8 protein-coding genes are annotated in these 14,663 nt (G+C 68.8%); 4 read left to right on the forward strand and 4 right to left on the reverse strand.

Annotation, left to right across the window (positions count from 1 at the left end; translation table 11 throughout):
• Positions 1 to 86: 86 nt before the first annotated feature.
• The gene (locus BG418_RS38980; RefSeq protein WP_188278821.1) at positions 87 to 1,517 is read right to left on the reverse strand and encodes a serine/threonine-protein kinase; all 1,431 of its coding nucleotides are present in this window, start codon (positions 1,515 to 1,517) and stop codon (positions 87 to 89) included.
• Between the two features lie 256 nt (positions 1,518 to 1,773).
• Here BG418_RS38980 and BG418_RS38985 point away from each other — a divergent pair, with 256 nt between their 5' ends.
• From BG418_RS38985 to BG418_RS39000, 4 genes are read left to right on the forward strand one after another with little or no spacing between them, the layout of a single operon-like run.
• Entirely contained in the window at positions 1,774 to 3,492 is a 1,719-nt protein-coding gene (locus BG418_RS38985; protein WP_188278822.1) for a PD-(D/E)XK nuclease family protein, read from the forward strand.
• Complete coding sequence (locus tag BG418_RS38990; RefSeq protein ID WP_188278823.1) at positions 3,492 to 4,682, forward strand: hypothetical protein; 1,191 nt, start codon at positions 3,492 to 3,494, stop codon at positions 4,680 to 4,682. Before BG418_RS38985 ends, BG418_RS38990 begins: the two co-directional genes overlap by 1 nt.
• Positions 4,675 to 8,328: a hypothetical protein gene (locus tag BG418_RS38995; RefSeq protein ID WP_188278824.1), complete on the forward strand. Its 3,654-nt coding sequence runs from the start codon at positions 4,675 to 4,677 to the stop codon at positions 8,326 to 8,328. The genes BG418_RS38990 and BG418_RS38995 overlap by 8 nt, the downstream gene beginning before the upstream one ends.
• A gap of 26 nt (positions 8,329 to 8,354) precedes the next feature.
• Positions 8,355 to 11,462 (forward strand): pPIWI_RE module domain-containing protein, encoded by a 3,108-nt coding sequence (locus tag BG418_RS39000; protein WP_188278825.1) that lies wholly within the window; start codon positions 8,355 to 8,357, stop codon positions 11,460 to 11,462.
• Between the two features lie 813 nt (positions 11,463 to 12,275).
• On the opposite strand, the gene BG418_RS39005 is transcribed toward BG418_RS39000, so the two are convergent.
• The 3 genes from BG418_RS39005 to BG418_RS39015 all read right to left on the reverse strand — a co-directional run bounded on the left by BG418_RS39005 (position 12,276) and on the right by BG418_RS39015 (position 14,593).
• Positions 12,276 to 12,983 (reverse strand): restriction endonuclease, encoded by a 708-nt coding sequence (locus tag BG418_RS39005; protein ID WP_188278826.1) that lies wholly within the window; start codon positions 12,981 to 12,983, stop codon positions 12,276 to 12,278.
• Between the two features lie 46 nt (positions 12,984 to 13,029).
• On the reverse strand, positions 13,030 to 13,710 hold the full coding sequence (locus BG418_RS39010) for a restriction endonuclease (protein WP_188278827.1): 681 nt from the start codon (positions 13,708 to 13,710) through the stop codon (positions 13,030 to 13,032).
• A 301-nt stretch (positions 13,711 to 14,011) separates the two neighbouring features.
• On the reverse strand, positions 14,012 to 14,593 hold the full coding sequence (locus BG418_RS39015) for a hypothetical protein (RefSeq protein WP_188278828.1): 582 nt from the start codon (positions 14,591 to 14,593) through the stop codon (positions 14,012 to 14,014).
• Between the last annotated feature and the right edge of the window lie 70 nt (positions 14,594 to 14,663).

A 14,663-nucleotide genomic window follows, 5' to 3' on the forward strand; every position in this document is an offset into this window, starting at 1 on the left:
GACGCAAGAAGTACGCCACCGCCCTGGCACGCTCACCCAATGACCTGTCCTGGCCAGCCTGAGCGCAACTTGCCCACGCAAGGTCGCTAGATGTCGAATCCCAGCTCCTCGAGCTCGATGCCTACCTCTCGGCACCGCTCAGCCAGCACTTGGGCGCGCGGGCCTGTGACGTCGGCTATCTGCTTGAGCACCATGGCCCGCGCCGCCGCGGCCGGAAGCAAGTCACCGAAGGGGATGCGGCACTCCGCCGCACCCAGAGTGCCTTCCAGGTAGTCGGCCAGAGCATCCGGGCTCGCCTTCTCCTCAGCCCGCAGGGCCAGAGCCTCATAGAGCGCGATCGCCTCCTTGCAACGCCCGGCCACACGCATGCCGTTCGCGGCCACGCGCAAAGCCGTCCGGACGCCGGGGTCGAAGGCGCCCCAATCCCGGCGGGCGGCGGGCAGCAGCTCCAGCAGCTTGTCTACCGCACTCGTCGGCTCACCGGATTCGACCTCCGCTGCGGCCTCGGTGGTAACTTCCTGAAACATCCGGCGGCTGAGGAACCCGGAACCGCGCCGTCTCGTGCCGGAACTGGACGCAGCCACCGGTGTCGCGGGCGCCACGGGCAGGCCGTATTCGTCGGGCAAGCGCAACGGACGCGTCGGGTCCGGCTCTAGCCGGGGGGACGGGGCAGCGTCACCTGGACGCGGCGCGTACTTCCGCAGCACCTCCGCGACCATGCGGGTGTCCACCGGCCGGTCCTCCGGCTCCTTCGCCAGCAACTTCAGTACCAGCCTCTCGAGCTCTGCCGGGATGTGCCCGACATGACAGGTCGGCGGGAGCGGCGCGGCATGCACATGCTGGTCCTTCAGCCCGTCCCCGGAGAACGGCGGATGGCCGGTCAGCAGGTGGTAGAGGACGCAGCCCAGTGCATACAGGTCGGTCTTCGGGGTGATCTGGCGTTCCAGGATCTGCTCCGGGGCCTCGTACCCTCTGCTGCCGACGGTGGATCCGTGCTGGGTGTAGTCGGTGACGCCGGGCCAGAGCGGCTTGGCGATGCCGAAGTCGATGAGGACGACCACACCGTTCTCATCGATGATCAAGTTGTACGGCTTGAGGTCGCGGTGCACCACCGGCAGGTCATGGGCGCAGGTCAGGGCCTCGGCGATCTGAACCCCGATGGCCGCGCTGACCTCGACGGTGGGGGTGTACTGCTCCAAGAACCGGTGCAGGGGCTTGCCGTCGACGTAGCGCATGACGAGGTAGGGGTCGGCGTGATGAGTGCCCTGGCCGTACAGCTCGGGAATGCTCCTGTTGTGCAGCCGTCCCAGAAGGGTGCCCTCGCGCCGGAACCGGCCACGCATGCGCCGGAGTTCGTCGTGTGCCTCGTCTTCGTCGAGCGAGTCCAGGAGCTCGTTCTGCGTGCGCAGGCACTTGACGGCCACGAGCCTGCCGTCCCGCAGGTCCCTCGCCAGCCAGACCACGGCCATGCCGCCGCTGCCCAGGTGCTTGAGCAGTTTGTACCGGCCGCCCAGCACCTCGTCCTTCTTCATGCCGCCCCTTGCCTGTGAAGCGTCCCGCCTCTGGCACGCAGAAGAGGCGCGACGGTGGCGAGTTCCCGGTTCCGCCGGACCGTTGCGTGGCGGATGCGCCCAGTGTAAAGCGATTCGTGCCTTAGTCGTGCATGGACTGAGTTCACAGATGTTTTGTGTCATGCTGGTTCTGTCGGAACCCGATGCGCCCGCTCGGCGGGGCCGTATCGGGCCGTCCTGTCCGAACTGCTTGGAGGAGACCGTGAGCAGTGGGCCGCGCCCCGTCGGGACCAGCGGTGACATCAGGTTGGTCCGTACGAACCTCGCTGCGGCGCGCCTGGACCCCCGGGACTGCCCCGCGAAGCGGGCCAGTGACGCCCGGCCGATGCTGATCGCAGATCCCGAGCCTCCTCAACTCGCAGAAAAACTACAAGACTTCACGCTCAAGGTCTTCATGGATGCACTCGACCTGATTGAACACGAGCGCAAGGACCCGGAGTGGGTGATCGGGGAACTCCGGCGCACAAACGGGACCTTCGGGCTCTACCGGCGCCGTGAAGTGCACCCCTTGCTGATGTCCTGGTCGGCCGAGGCGGTCCGTCGCTATCTGGCGGCCAGGGTGGCAGACCAGCACGCCCGCCAGGCCGTCGGCCTGCCGCTCACGGTCCCGGTCCGGGACACATGGGTGGTCGGCACGGACCCGGGCCCGGTCGACTCCCGGGGCGCGGACACCTATGAGATGACCGCTTGGGGACGCCGCTATGCGGCCCTCGACGGCTCCACGAGGGAACTGTGGCTGCTCACCTTCGGCACCGCCAAGAGCGACCGACCCGAAGCGGAAAAGGCCGTAGCCGCATACGTGGCGGCGCGCGGGCGTCCCGCTGTCGGAGGTTGGCGCAAGCGGCACGCTCCGGTCCCCTTCGGCGAACTTCCCCAGCACCGCGCCGCCCTACCCCAGCACGTCCGGGTCATCGAGTTCGGCTGCGGAGACGGCAAGTGCAACGAGCTGCTCGACTGGAACAGACAGGAAGCGCGTCAGCACTTCACGGCGGCGGGGTGGCCCTCGTTACTCCATGCAATCGACGGGACCGGGACCCGCCCCGGGTCCGGCTGCATCGACTGCAAGGCGCTGAGCGGCTGCCAGGCCCTCCCGCACAGCCCGGAACTGCTGAGCATTACGCCGCCGAAGCGCCGGCGCCCCCGCCGCAGCGTCTCGGTCAGCGATCTGCGCGCCTATCGGGACTGTCCGGCGAAATATCACGCGACCCGGCAGCTCAAGCTGCGCTCCTCGACGCCTGAGAGCCCAGAAGTCCGGCGCGGCCGTGTGGTCGACGACATTCTGAACCAGCGGCACGCCGGCACGCCCTACCGAAGCTGCGAGACCTTTCCCGGCCCGGCGGACCCGGCCTCCTGGGGAGCCGGCGGTCTGCACCTGAGCGGTCAGGAAGCACTCGACGGTGCCGCCATGCTCGAACAGCACGCCTTCTACTGTCCCTTGGACGGCCTCGCCGCCGAAGAAGAGGTGCGGGTGCAGTACCAGGCGGTCTGCTACGACCCCGGACTCGATCTCGTGCTGATAGCCACCCCCGATCTGCTACACACTCGCCGCGGGGGCTGGATCTGGCGGGAGACCAAGACCGCGAGCAGATACCTCTATGAGGGTGAGCCGCTGTTGAAGCTCTACCCCCAGCTGGCGCTCGGCGTACTGATGCTGGCCGCAGGCGTCCTGGGCGGAGACGCGGCGCGTTCCCGGGTGGAGCTCGAACTGCTGCACACCGACGACGTGACCTTTGAGGAACTCGACCCCTCACACCCGGGGACCGTCGACGAAGCGCGAGAAGTGATCACGCAACTCGCCCAGCCCTGGGCCTGGGACCAGGACTACCCAACCGCTCCAGGCCGGCACTGCGACAGCTGCGAGGCCCTCGAATGGTGCCGCGCGGGCATCGAACACCTCGCCCCGATAAGGCAGGATTCCTGATGGCCACCGCCTTTGACGCCCACGCCGCCCAGCGCGGAGACTGGCTCGACTTCCCCGACGTACGCCTCGTCCGTACGCTGGCCGGCGCCGTCATCCAGCTCGCCGACCTCGGCCCGCTCTCCTCCTTCAAACTGCCCTACCCGGCCGAAGCCCAGCGAGCCCTCGACCGGACTGTCCTGGCCTGCCTCCTCAGGGGCGTCGAGGAGATCCCGAAAAGCCTGCCGGAACTGCTCTTTTGGTGCCACAGCCGCCCCCTGGAGGACTGGCCCCTGGACCTGCCGCCAGACGCTTTCGGACCGGACGACTACCTGGTGGACCCCGAGGCACGGGTTCCCACCCAGCTGTGCCACGAGTGGTGGATCAGAGGCAAGGACGCCGGCGCCGCACACTTCGACCGTGAGGTCATTCACACGGCCATGCGCCTGTGCCGCAAGGCGTCATCACCCGAGTCCTACGTCGCTTTCCGCAGGCTCCTGGTCGAACGACCGGTACTCACCGGAGTGGAACGGTTCGAGACCGAGACCGACCTGTCCCTCGCCCCCGTACAAGAACTGCTGGACCAGTGCTACGCCCCGGTCCCGGCCTCCTACGAATTCCAGGGCGGCTACGTCACCTGCGGCCGCTGCCTGACCTTGCTCACGCCGCTCGTCGACGGCGCGTGGTGGTGCGAGAGAGACCGGTGCCGACGCCGGGGCGCACCGCTGCACGGACGGACCCTGACCGGAGCCGACGTGGCCGGGCTACTGCAACTTGTGCGGCCGCTACGGCAGTTTGTCACCGGACCCGGACGCGCCGAGGTCGAGCTGGAAGCCCGACTGCGCACGCTGGGGCTCGAGGTCCAGCTCTGGCCCGGCTTCGACGCCTACGACTTGCGTGTGACCTTCCCTGACGGGCACATCTGGGCCATCGACGTCAAGGACTGGAGGCATCCCGGGCTGCTTGGCCGGTCCGCGAAACCCGTTCGCCCAGAGCCGCCCTACGACGAAGCGTGCTGGGTGGTTCCCCGCGAACAGGCCGAAGCCCACCGCGATTACCTCGGCACGTACCGCCGCAACCGCCCCGCCTCCGCCGTGGGCCTGCCTCTGCTCACCGACGACCGGCTCGTCGCCCTCGCGACTGCCCGCCTCCGCGGGGCAGACGGCCCCCTCCTGACGGACTCCGCACCGACGAACGGATCCCCGAGTGCGTAACAGCAGCGAGTGGTACCAGAGACTGGCCAAAGCCCTGGAGCCCGTCTGGCCCCAAGACCACCAGGACGTAAACCCCTCGCTGCTCTGCCAGGTGGAACTTGGCCTCTACCTCATGGAGAGTCTCGACCCGTCCGGCGACGCCCACGGTGTCTACACCCTCCTGGGCGGCTACCCCTTTGCCGCGGCCGCGGGCATCGCCACCACACCGGCACAGAGCGCCCGGCTGGATGTGGCACGCCACCTGCTGTGGAAGCTGCGTCGCCGCCGTATGTGGCACCAGTGCCTGGAGACGTACGTCCAGCTGCCCGAACGGCTCCGCGGCTACCGGCTGCCCGAGGGAGGAGGACCGGCGCGGCGCGTCGAACCCACCATCGCCGCAGACCGCTTCGACAGGTTCGAGCATGCGCTTTCCCGGCTTCCGCACTTCGACCAACGGCAACTGCCGCCCGCCCCGGCGGGCCAGGCCCGGTTCACCGAGCGGCATCGGCCCGCCTCCGTGACCATCCCCGAACAGCTGTGTTTCCCCCCAGCGACCGGCCACGACCTTAGCCATGTCCCGCACACCGCAGGTCATCCCCTGGACATCCCGCTGGCCGAACTCGCCGAGACCGCCCGCTGGATGGAGGAAGCCGAGACGGCCCGCGGCCTCACCGCCGGCCATTGGGTGCGACGGCTGGAGGACCTGCAACTCGACGCCCTGTCCGTCGACGGGCAACGCTTCGAGAAGACCACGGTTCTCCGCATGGACCGCCTGCTCCATCTGGTCGGCATGGTGGGCGCAGGCAAGAGCACCCTGATGCACCTCATCGCCGTCTGGGGCGCACGCAAAGGGCTCCGCACCACTCTGGTCGTCGGTGACGTCGCCGAACAGCTCACCCTGGTCGGCCAGTTCCGCGACCTGGACCTGCAGGCCGCTCCCGTCATCGGCGGCACCACCCGCGAACAGCACGCATCCCGGCTGCACCGCCGCCTTGCCGCGCGCGGCCAAGCCTCCCTCCTCCAGCACGATGATCCAGCCTTTGACGACCTGAGCTCGGTGTGCATCCTTGACGCACAGCGCGGACTGGAAGCAGCCGAACCCCTGCGCTACGTCGACGCCCCCTGCACGGAACTGCGCCCGGTAAAGAAGCCTGGTCCCACCGCTGTCGGGGAGATCCCGCTGCCCGTGTACCGGCACGACCTGTCCGAGGCGCCCGCGGAAAGCGAGATGGCGCGGTCCGATCACGGCTGTCCGGTGTGGAGCGTCTGCCCTCGTCATGCCCCCGACCGGGAGCTGGTGGATGCTCTGATCTGGGTGGCCAACCCGGCCAGCCTCCTGCAGAGCGCTGTACCCAACCATCTCAATGCCGAACGCCTCAGGCACCTTGAACTGGCCTGCCTACGCAGCGACATCATCATCGTCGACGAGGCGGACCGCGTACAGATGCAGCTCGATACCGCCTTCGCCCCGTCCGCGACGCTGATCGTGCGCGGCCCGGATTCCTGGCTCGACCGCCTTGGCATCCACAAGATCGATGAACTGGCCCGGCAAGGCCGCCTGCCCCTCTCGGCACGCGATGTCGAACGCTGGTCGGCCTCCCTGGACCTGGTCCACATCGCCGCCAACCGTCTCTACCGCCGACTGATCACCGACCACGACCTTCGCCGCTGGGCGGACATCGAATACTTCAGCGCCTGGACGCTCCAGGAGAAACTCGTCAACGAGTGGTACCCCCGTCCGCGCGTCACCGGTCCCCTCCCCGACGAGACCTCCTCCGACGCCGAGGTGTACGACTCCGACGACGAGGCCGACGGCGACGCACCCCTGCCGCGGACCCCGGACACCGAGCCCTGGGATATCCGGCGCAATGAAGTCACCAAGGCGTTCGACGCCTTCCGCGATGACCCGCTCGGCGATCGCGGCCCGCACAACGACCTCGCCGACGCCCTGATCCGCAGTGCCGGAGCTCTCCTGCACCACCTCGACCAGACGGCGACCAGCCAACGTGTCCGCTCCGTGCTCGACACCCTGCTCACCGGGTCCCCGCTGCTGGATGGTTCCCTGCGTCAGGAGCCACCCGGCCCGGGGAAACCCGACCGGGATCCCGTGGACATCTGGGGGAGCGAGCCCTGGCTGGAACGAGAAGCCCGGCGTCTCGAGTTCACTCTGGTACTGGCCGCCCTGCATCAGCGCCTCGAACGCGTCACCTTCTTGTGGCCGCAGGCCGAAGCGGCTTTGCATCTGGACACTGCCGACAACGAACTCTCCCGCAGACCGCCCCTCGACTACGCGCCGGTGGTGCCGGAAGCCCCGATGGGTAACGTCCTTGGATTCCAGTACCTGCCCGAAGATCCGGAGCGCGGCCCGGACGGCGACGAACACCGCAGCGGTACCCTGCGTTTCTTCCGCTGTGCAGGCGTCGGCCGCGAACTCTTGCTCCACCTGCACGCGCTGGGCGCCGACCCCGCAGCGGGCCGTCCCGGACCGCACGTCCTGCTCATGTCCGGCACCAGCTGGGCCGGGACATCGACCCGCGCACACATCATGGCCCCGGTCACAGCGATCCTCAAACCCCACCAGGCCGCCGTCGACTCCATCCGGCAAACCCTGTTCACCACGCTGTTCCTCTACGACGGCGAAGGAACCCCGCTCACCCTCTCCGGAGCCCGACTCGATACCCGTGAACGGGTCCTGGCCCAGATGGTCACCCAGCTCGGCAAGTCGGCCCCAGGCAGCACCTCGCTCCTCGACCAGGAACTACGGCAGATCGAGGACGGAGAACGCCGACGCGCCCTCCTCCTGGTCGGCAGTTACCAGGACGCCAGAATCGCCGCTGACCTCCTGGAACGCATGCCGCGCTGGCGCGGAAAGGTCCGCGTCCTCGCCTCCGACAAGGCGGAGCTTGACCACGCCGGCCCCGGAGACACCGCCACGGGAGACTTCACCGGCGCCTCCGCCGTACGCCGCGGCGACCTCGCAGCCTTCGCCAAGGACGAAGACGCCGAAGTCCTGGTCGCCCCCCTGATGGCAATCGAGCGCGGCCACAACATCCTCAACCAGAGTCACAAAGCCGCCTTCGGGACCGTCCTCTTCCTCGCCCGTCCCCACCCGCGCCCCGACGACCTTTCGCTGGCCGTCTTCGCCATCAACGACTGGGTCACCAGGTTCGTCCGCAACCAGCCAGATGCCGAGGCGGGAACCTTCGGTAAACTCGTGGCCGACGCAGCGGACATGGACACCGCCGGGCTCGCCTTCCGCCTCGCGGCTCGCAAGGAGTGGCGCCGCCTGCTGTCCCGACGCTACATCTACTCCCAGCTCAACGACGCGGAGAAGACCTCCTTCGCCTGGGATCAGCTGGTCACCATCTGGCAGGTCATCGGCCGACTGGTGCGCGGCGGAGTGCCCGCGCGGGTGGTATTCGTCGACGCGGCCTTCGCCCCTGCACTCGCCGAGGCCGGTGCCCCGCCCGCCGCAGCGACCCGCAGCGGACGCCGCCGCAACGACCACGGCCTGCTCATCAAACTCCGCGACGTCCTCGCGCCCTACTTCGACGACGACATCACACCCGAGTCGTTTGCCGACCCCGCCGACCCCGCCCTGGTCCGCACGCTCTACCACCCGCTCTACGACGCTCTGTGCGGCCTGAGCACCCGAACTGACCGCTGAGCCACAGCAAGGAGACTACAAAGACCATGGCCGCCAAGTACCGCGACACCAGCCGGGCCGCCTACCTTCTGAAGCCCAACGCGGCGCCCTGGACCGCCCGTTACCGGGCACTGCCCTTTGCGGAGCAGTGGCACGAAAGCGTTCTGGACCTCTGCAACCTAGGCCGTCCCCCCGAGGCCGAGCCCTACCGCGCTGCGCCCGTCGCCAGATTCAACGGAGTTCTGCAGAGCCTCGCCCCCGACCTGGTCGTCCGCGGCCGTCCCCGCGACCCGCAGCAACTGGCCGAGGACTTCTGGCTCTACACCCCCTCCGACGCCCCCCACCCGCTTCCCGGCGACACCTTGAACCGGCTGAGCGGCGCCTGGCTTCAAGACCTCCGCCCCGAACCCGCACATCACCGGGCAGTCCTGGACACCCACACGGCGCTGCGTTCCTGCCCGCCGCAGTGGCAGGATGTCACCGTCGACCTCCTCGACTGCCCCACGACCGACGGTGGAACCGCGGCTCCGCGCGACCGGCAATACCAACTCGCAACCGATGCCCTGGCCCGGCGCATCCTCGCCCTGGGACCCTACGAACACAGCGCCGGCAGCCTGCACTTCCGGGCCGTGCCGCGAGGCCCGCGCCAGCAGGGAGCGGAACTCCTCTCACAGCCTCTTTCGCATGTGGTCAAGGGGCGCGAGTGGTGGTTCTCCATCGTGATCAACATTTCGCTACACACCGTCCCCTTCGACCCTCGCCCCCGTCTCCACCTGCACACGGGAGTACGCCGCTGGGCAACTCGCCTCGACGCGAGGAAACAGCGCCTGCGGCTGCCGTACGGCCGCGACACCTCGGTCTACCTGCTGCCTGGCATCCCCTGGCTCCCCGGAGCACCCATCAGCGAGCGGTACGCCGTGGCCCGGCTGACCTGGGACCGCGGCACCGAGGGCTATGCCTGGAAGAACAACGGCCCCGCCCAGATCCTCGGCAGGCTGGCGCTCAACCGACCCTTCCCCGACCCCGCCAGCCTGCTTGCCACACCGGAGGAGTGGATCGGCGACGGGGACGGCACCCGCGCCGCCGTCGTCCACAGCACGCACATGGGTGCTCACGGCATCGGTGCCGGCCTCATGTCACACCAGCGTTCACAGATCGTCCAGTGGGCCGAACAGGCGTTGCCCGAGCAGCTACGCCGGGTACCCTCCCTCAGCCGGGCGAGCGCCGGCAGCAGCGCCCCCGCCAATGCCCGGCCCAAGCCCAAGGCGGCGGAGAAGGAAGCGGAGGCGCAACGCGAAGCCCGCGCCCGCCGGACCGCACTCGCGGTGGCAGCCAGGATCAACCAGGGACAGGACCCCGTCGAGGTCATCAAGGGGACGGGAGGCGGGTGCCTCGTCGAAGCCAGACTGCTGTGGCAGAGCCCGTCGTTCCGGGATGCGGCCATTGAGGCCCTCGCCGACGTCCTCGGGCTGGACGGCGACGGCAGCCGCCCGGAGTCAGCCACTGCCGAGAACGCATACGAGCGGGCCGTACCCGGAAGCCCCGTCACTCTCGAATGGAAAGCCCCGGAACTCACTCTCCGCCTCCGCTGTCTGCGCACCACCAAGGGAATCACCGACACTCTGGGCATCGACCCCGCAGCGCGGCCCAGGGGCAAAGCCCTGGAGGCCGGTATCAACGCCCGGCGGAAGGCTGCCGCCGCATTCTTGGCAGACGACGGAGCTGACCCGCTTCACCCCAGCTTCGCCCTCGTGGAGATCGACCGCCGCCAGGACTTCGCCCACCGTTTGGATGACCCCAAGTACGCGCTACGGTTGGGCTGTGCGGACGCGGGCGTCCTGACGCAATTCGCGCTCGTCCCCACGAAGGCCAAGGGCTACAACAGCGAGAAGAACCTCTCCCACCGGGTCCATTCGGGCTGGGAGGACGCTCTGCGCCAGTACGGTGTCCGTGTCCTACCCGAGCACACGCTCGGCGAAGCCATCCCCAAGGACCTGCGCTACGTCGCCACGTACATGGTCAAGCGGCGCAAGGACGGCCCCACCCGACTGCCCCGCCACACCCCGGTGGCCGTCATGGTCACACCGCTGGCACCGGGCAGCGGCCTGGCGGCCGTCACAGGCTGGGACGAGCGGACAGGACGCTGGATTCCCTACCCCCAGTTCCTGCTCGGCCTGGTCAAGACAGCCGAAATCCCGGAGGTCAGCGAACCCACCGAGGCTGCGCCGCCCACGGACACCGAAGCCGCGGCCTTCGTACCGCAGCAGCGCTCGAAGTACCGCGTCTGGCAGCAGAACATGGACGAACAGCGCCGGGCGACCGCCCGATACCTCCAGAAAATGGTCCGCTCTCTTCGCGGCCGACCCACTGCTCTGCTGACCCATTCGCAGAACAGCCGGCTGCACTGGCCGTGGCTCCAGGACGGCCGAACCGAACGGGACCTGATCAAGCCCGGGCACGCGCAGCCGGTGGGACTCGACCCCGATCTCCGGTTGATTCGCGTACGTACGGCAGCAGGGCGGGAGACCCCGCAGTGGTGGGGCAACGCCTCTCCCGGTGAAGTCAACGGCCTGCCCCAGGGGCTGTGGATGGAGGACGAAGGCGCGGCACGCTCCTCCGGCCGGATCTTCTACAGCACCACACCCAAAGCGAGCACTTTCCGAGACTCCGCCGTCGAGGCCGACAAAATCGCGCCCCGGCCGCTGCGCCAGGGACCCAACAAGGGCAAACCCACCATCGATACACACATCCCGGCCTGGAACCCCGGGCTAGTGGAGATCGCAGTGCTGGGCTGCCACGAGGATGCCGGCGACTCACCCGAAGCACTCGCTCTGGCGGTGCACCAGCTGCGCCAAGCCCCCGATTACCTGGACGCACTCTCCCTCCCCCTGCCCCTGCACCTGGCGAGCCTCGCCCAGCACTACGTGCTGCCGACGGTCGCCGAGGCAGAGGCGGGTGAGGCTGAGGAATCCTCCCTGGAGGAGCTGGCCACCACCGAGGTGGCAGGCAACGTCAATGGGCAGCGCGTAGCGGCGGCGCTGGGAGTGATCGAGGAAGGCACGGACGCCGAGCCGGCAGACCTGGACCCGGAATACGCAGAGGATCCCGGCCTCGCCCAAGCACCGGAGGACGAACAGCTCGCCTTGTTCCCCTGAGGGGCGAGGGAGCGCTGGCACCCCCACCGGCGCTGCCCTTGTTCTGCGGGGCGCATCCCATGAACGGAGATCATGCTTCCCTGCGCCGATTATGCACGGCCGGTCCCCTTCGAGGAGGCACCCTCGGTATCGGCGGGCTCGATCTCCGATTTGAGGGCGGAAAGCCGGGGACCGGGCGCCAGCGACCGCCATGATGCCGATGACTTCATGGGCAGCGGATCGGACGCGACACCGCTCTTGCCACGACGGGGGCCTCCGCACGGCACCGTTGGTTGTCTCGCAGGGCCGCGTCCTGGAGCGCTGCCTCCGGGACAGGGCAGCATGGTGAATGTGCACGGGGTTTTGTCGGTGGTATGGAGCTGGCAGCGGGCGGCACCGCTGCTCGGCCACCGGATCGGACCCGATCGTCGGCACGTTGGTGCGCTGCCCTGTGGCGCAGACAGCTGTGGAGAAGCCGCCTCGGTCGTGCATCGACCTGAATAAGCTGTCGGCTTCCGTGCCTGTCAACGGTCATCGGGTTGCCCAGGTCGTGATCCCGAGTAGGTGTCGGACGCGGTGCAGGCGTCAGCCCGGTGTCGTCTTTGGCTTTGCGGGCGAGTGTTCCCGGGAGTCTGGGGTGCGGGTGCAGCGGCGTCTACCAAGGGATTGCGCCCGAGTGTTGGAAGGACACCAAGGGCCAGACGATCAGGGGGATGAGGATCAGAAGTATCAAGCAGTCCAGTGACATCGCCCAGGCTGCGGTCTGCCCTCGTGGCCGAGGTGGCGCGGGCCGGATTCTCCTTCGGCTGTGTCCGACGGGCGGGTGGAGACACGTCAGGTGAGGACGTTGACGGCTTGGTACAGGTGGGTGCCATGCGCCCACTTCTTGATCTCGGCGCGGCCGAGAACGGTGATGTGGTGCTGGCGTGCGAACGTGGCAGCGGGCTCGGTGAACCCGGCCAGGCCGATCATGATGGCCACGTCGGCGCCGTGGTGGGGCCGCGCGGTGCCGTTGAACTGCTGCACGTGCCCGGAGGTGACGCGTGCGCGGTAGCGTTTGCATTGGAGGATGACGAGGTCGCCGTCGCTGTCGACCGCACGGACATCGGCGCCCAGGTCCCCTGCTCCGCCAACGCGTTGCACGTCGGTGAATCCGTCACGGACCAGGAGCTCGGCGCACGCCTCCTCGAACTCGCTCGGGCTCATGGCCGCCAGCTCCCGCATGCGGAAGGTCACGCCTTCGTCGGCCGTGTCCGGTTCCGGCCCGGGTGGGGCGGCAGGCAGGGGTCCGACGTAGCCGCCTGCGAAGCCGAGTACGACGAGCACGGCCCTGGCTGCGCCCACGAGCATCACCAGCGCGCCGGCGCCGATGAGGGCGGCCCACCAGGGATGGCCGGTGAGCCATGCCCAGGGTCCGTTGAATATCCACGCCACGGCGGTGCCGGTCAGCCACGTCCACAGCATCTTGCCGAGTGCGAGGGCGAAGACGCCGTAGAGCAGTGTTTTCAGGAACGGATCGAGACGGCCGTCCTCGTCGAACATGACCATCCTCCAGGGCGAGTTGAAGAGCTGGAACGTGGCTGTGGGATCAGGCGGCGCGGCGAAGCATGCGGCGCGGACGGGTGGGCAGGGCGAACAGTTCGTGCAGGGCGGCACCGTCCTGGGCCCACTGGTGCAGTCGTTCGCGGTCGACCAGGTGGATGTGGTGGCGCGCACCCCAGGCAGGTGCATCGCGAGTGAAGCCCCCGTTGGTCACGATCACCGCATGCTGTGCGCCGTGCACGGGACCGGCGGTGCGGTTGACCGCGTACCGGACGGGAGCGCCGACCTTGGCGCCGATGCGGGTGTGCTTGGCCTGGAGCACTGCACGTCCAAGAAGCGGGTGCTCGGCTGTCACGTCGGCGGCCTGGTCGCCACCTCCTCCGACCCGCTGTGCGCGCCAGCCGTCACGGATCATCAGGTCGCGCAGAGCCTCCTCGAAGGCACGTTCGTCCATGGCGTCGAGCTGGTCTGCCCGGAAGGACAGAGCCGCCCGGCGGACACGGTCGCGCCGTTGTCTGCTCCGGGTGAGGCCCGCGCGCAGTGCCCCGGCGCCAGCGACGGCAAGGAGGGTGAGCGACGGCCACTGCCAGTGCGTGATGAGGGCGCTGAGGAGGACGCGCAGCCCAGGCGGCAGCAGGGTCGTGACCGCTGCGAAGGTGAGGCCCGCGGCGGCGAGTTCGGCGGGTCTGCGGGGGCGGTGGATACGCAGCCGGCGTCGGCGGCTCATCCGCGGGACGGCGCGGGCTGAGAGACGAGCGGTGTGGGGTGCTGCTCGGTCGGGATGCTGGCGGAAGTGTCTCCGAGCCCGAAGAACTTGACCCACAGGACGGCGAGGGCGACGAGTCCGACCGTTAGCCAGCCGGACATCCGGCGCGCCGCGCGGGCCCGGATTGCTACGGATGTGGGCGCGAACGTGGTGATAGTCGGCGGGCGGCTTCGACATATCGGGTTCCCCTCCCGTGATCACGGGCCGCACCCCGCGGCCCTGAAACTGTGTGTACCAATGGCCACTGACAACTCCGGGCGGATCATGGGCAGTTGTCGCGGTCGCGCGGCGGGATCTCGCCAAGTGCGTCAGTACGGCGCGTCAGCGAGTGGCCGACGGGACGGAGGAAGCCGTTGTGCTGCAGCTTTTCGTCTTGGATCAGTTCGGCCGACGGGCCGTTGCGGTGGATTCTGGTGGTCCAGGACGCTTCACGTGCTGTGAGCGGCACGGTCACTGGAGACGAGGCTGGCGAACGTTGGCGGATTGTGGTCGCCCGTATCCTCGTCGCGGGAGAGGGTTCCACCGTGTTGAGTCGCCAAAGTTCTCTCAGGCACTCGCTGCGGCATTTCCCAAGGGCCCGGTCGTGGTCGCCCTGTCCGTCGATTTCGCCGACGTGGTGCGCCAGCCCCAGAAAGTGGCTATCTCCGGGCTGTTCGCCTGTGGGGAGAATGTTCCGCTGGGGGTAGGAGCCCGCGGTGTGATGCCGCCGCACATTGAGTAGGGGCGAGCCGCCGGTGCTGACACGCCGGCGGCCGGGACCGACCACCTGGTGGAGGAGCGGGAGGAAGTCTGCGAGGGGCAGCCGGTAGGGCGGGCCACGGAGCAGTCCGTCGATGCCGGTCACGGGCGGACGGAGAGTCAACTCATCGTTGTCCCGTCCAGAGCAGGTGCGGCGTCGGTTCGAACGAAGTCTC

Origin of the sequence: Streptomyces sp. CBMA152, from assembly GCF_014596475.1 — a bacterium.
Taxonomy (GTDB): domain Bacteria; phylum Actinomycetota; class Actinomycetes; order Streptomycetales; family Streptomycetaceae; genus Streptomyces.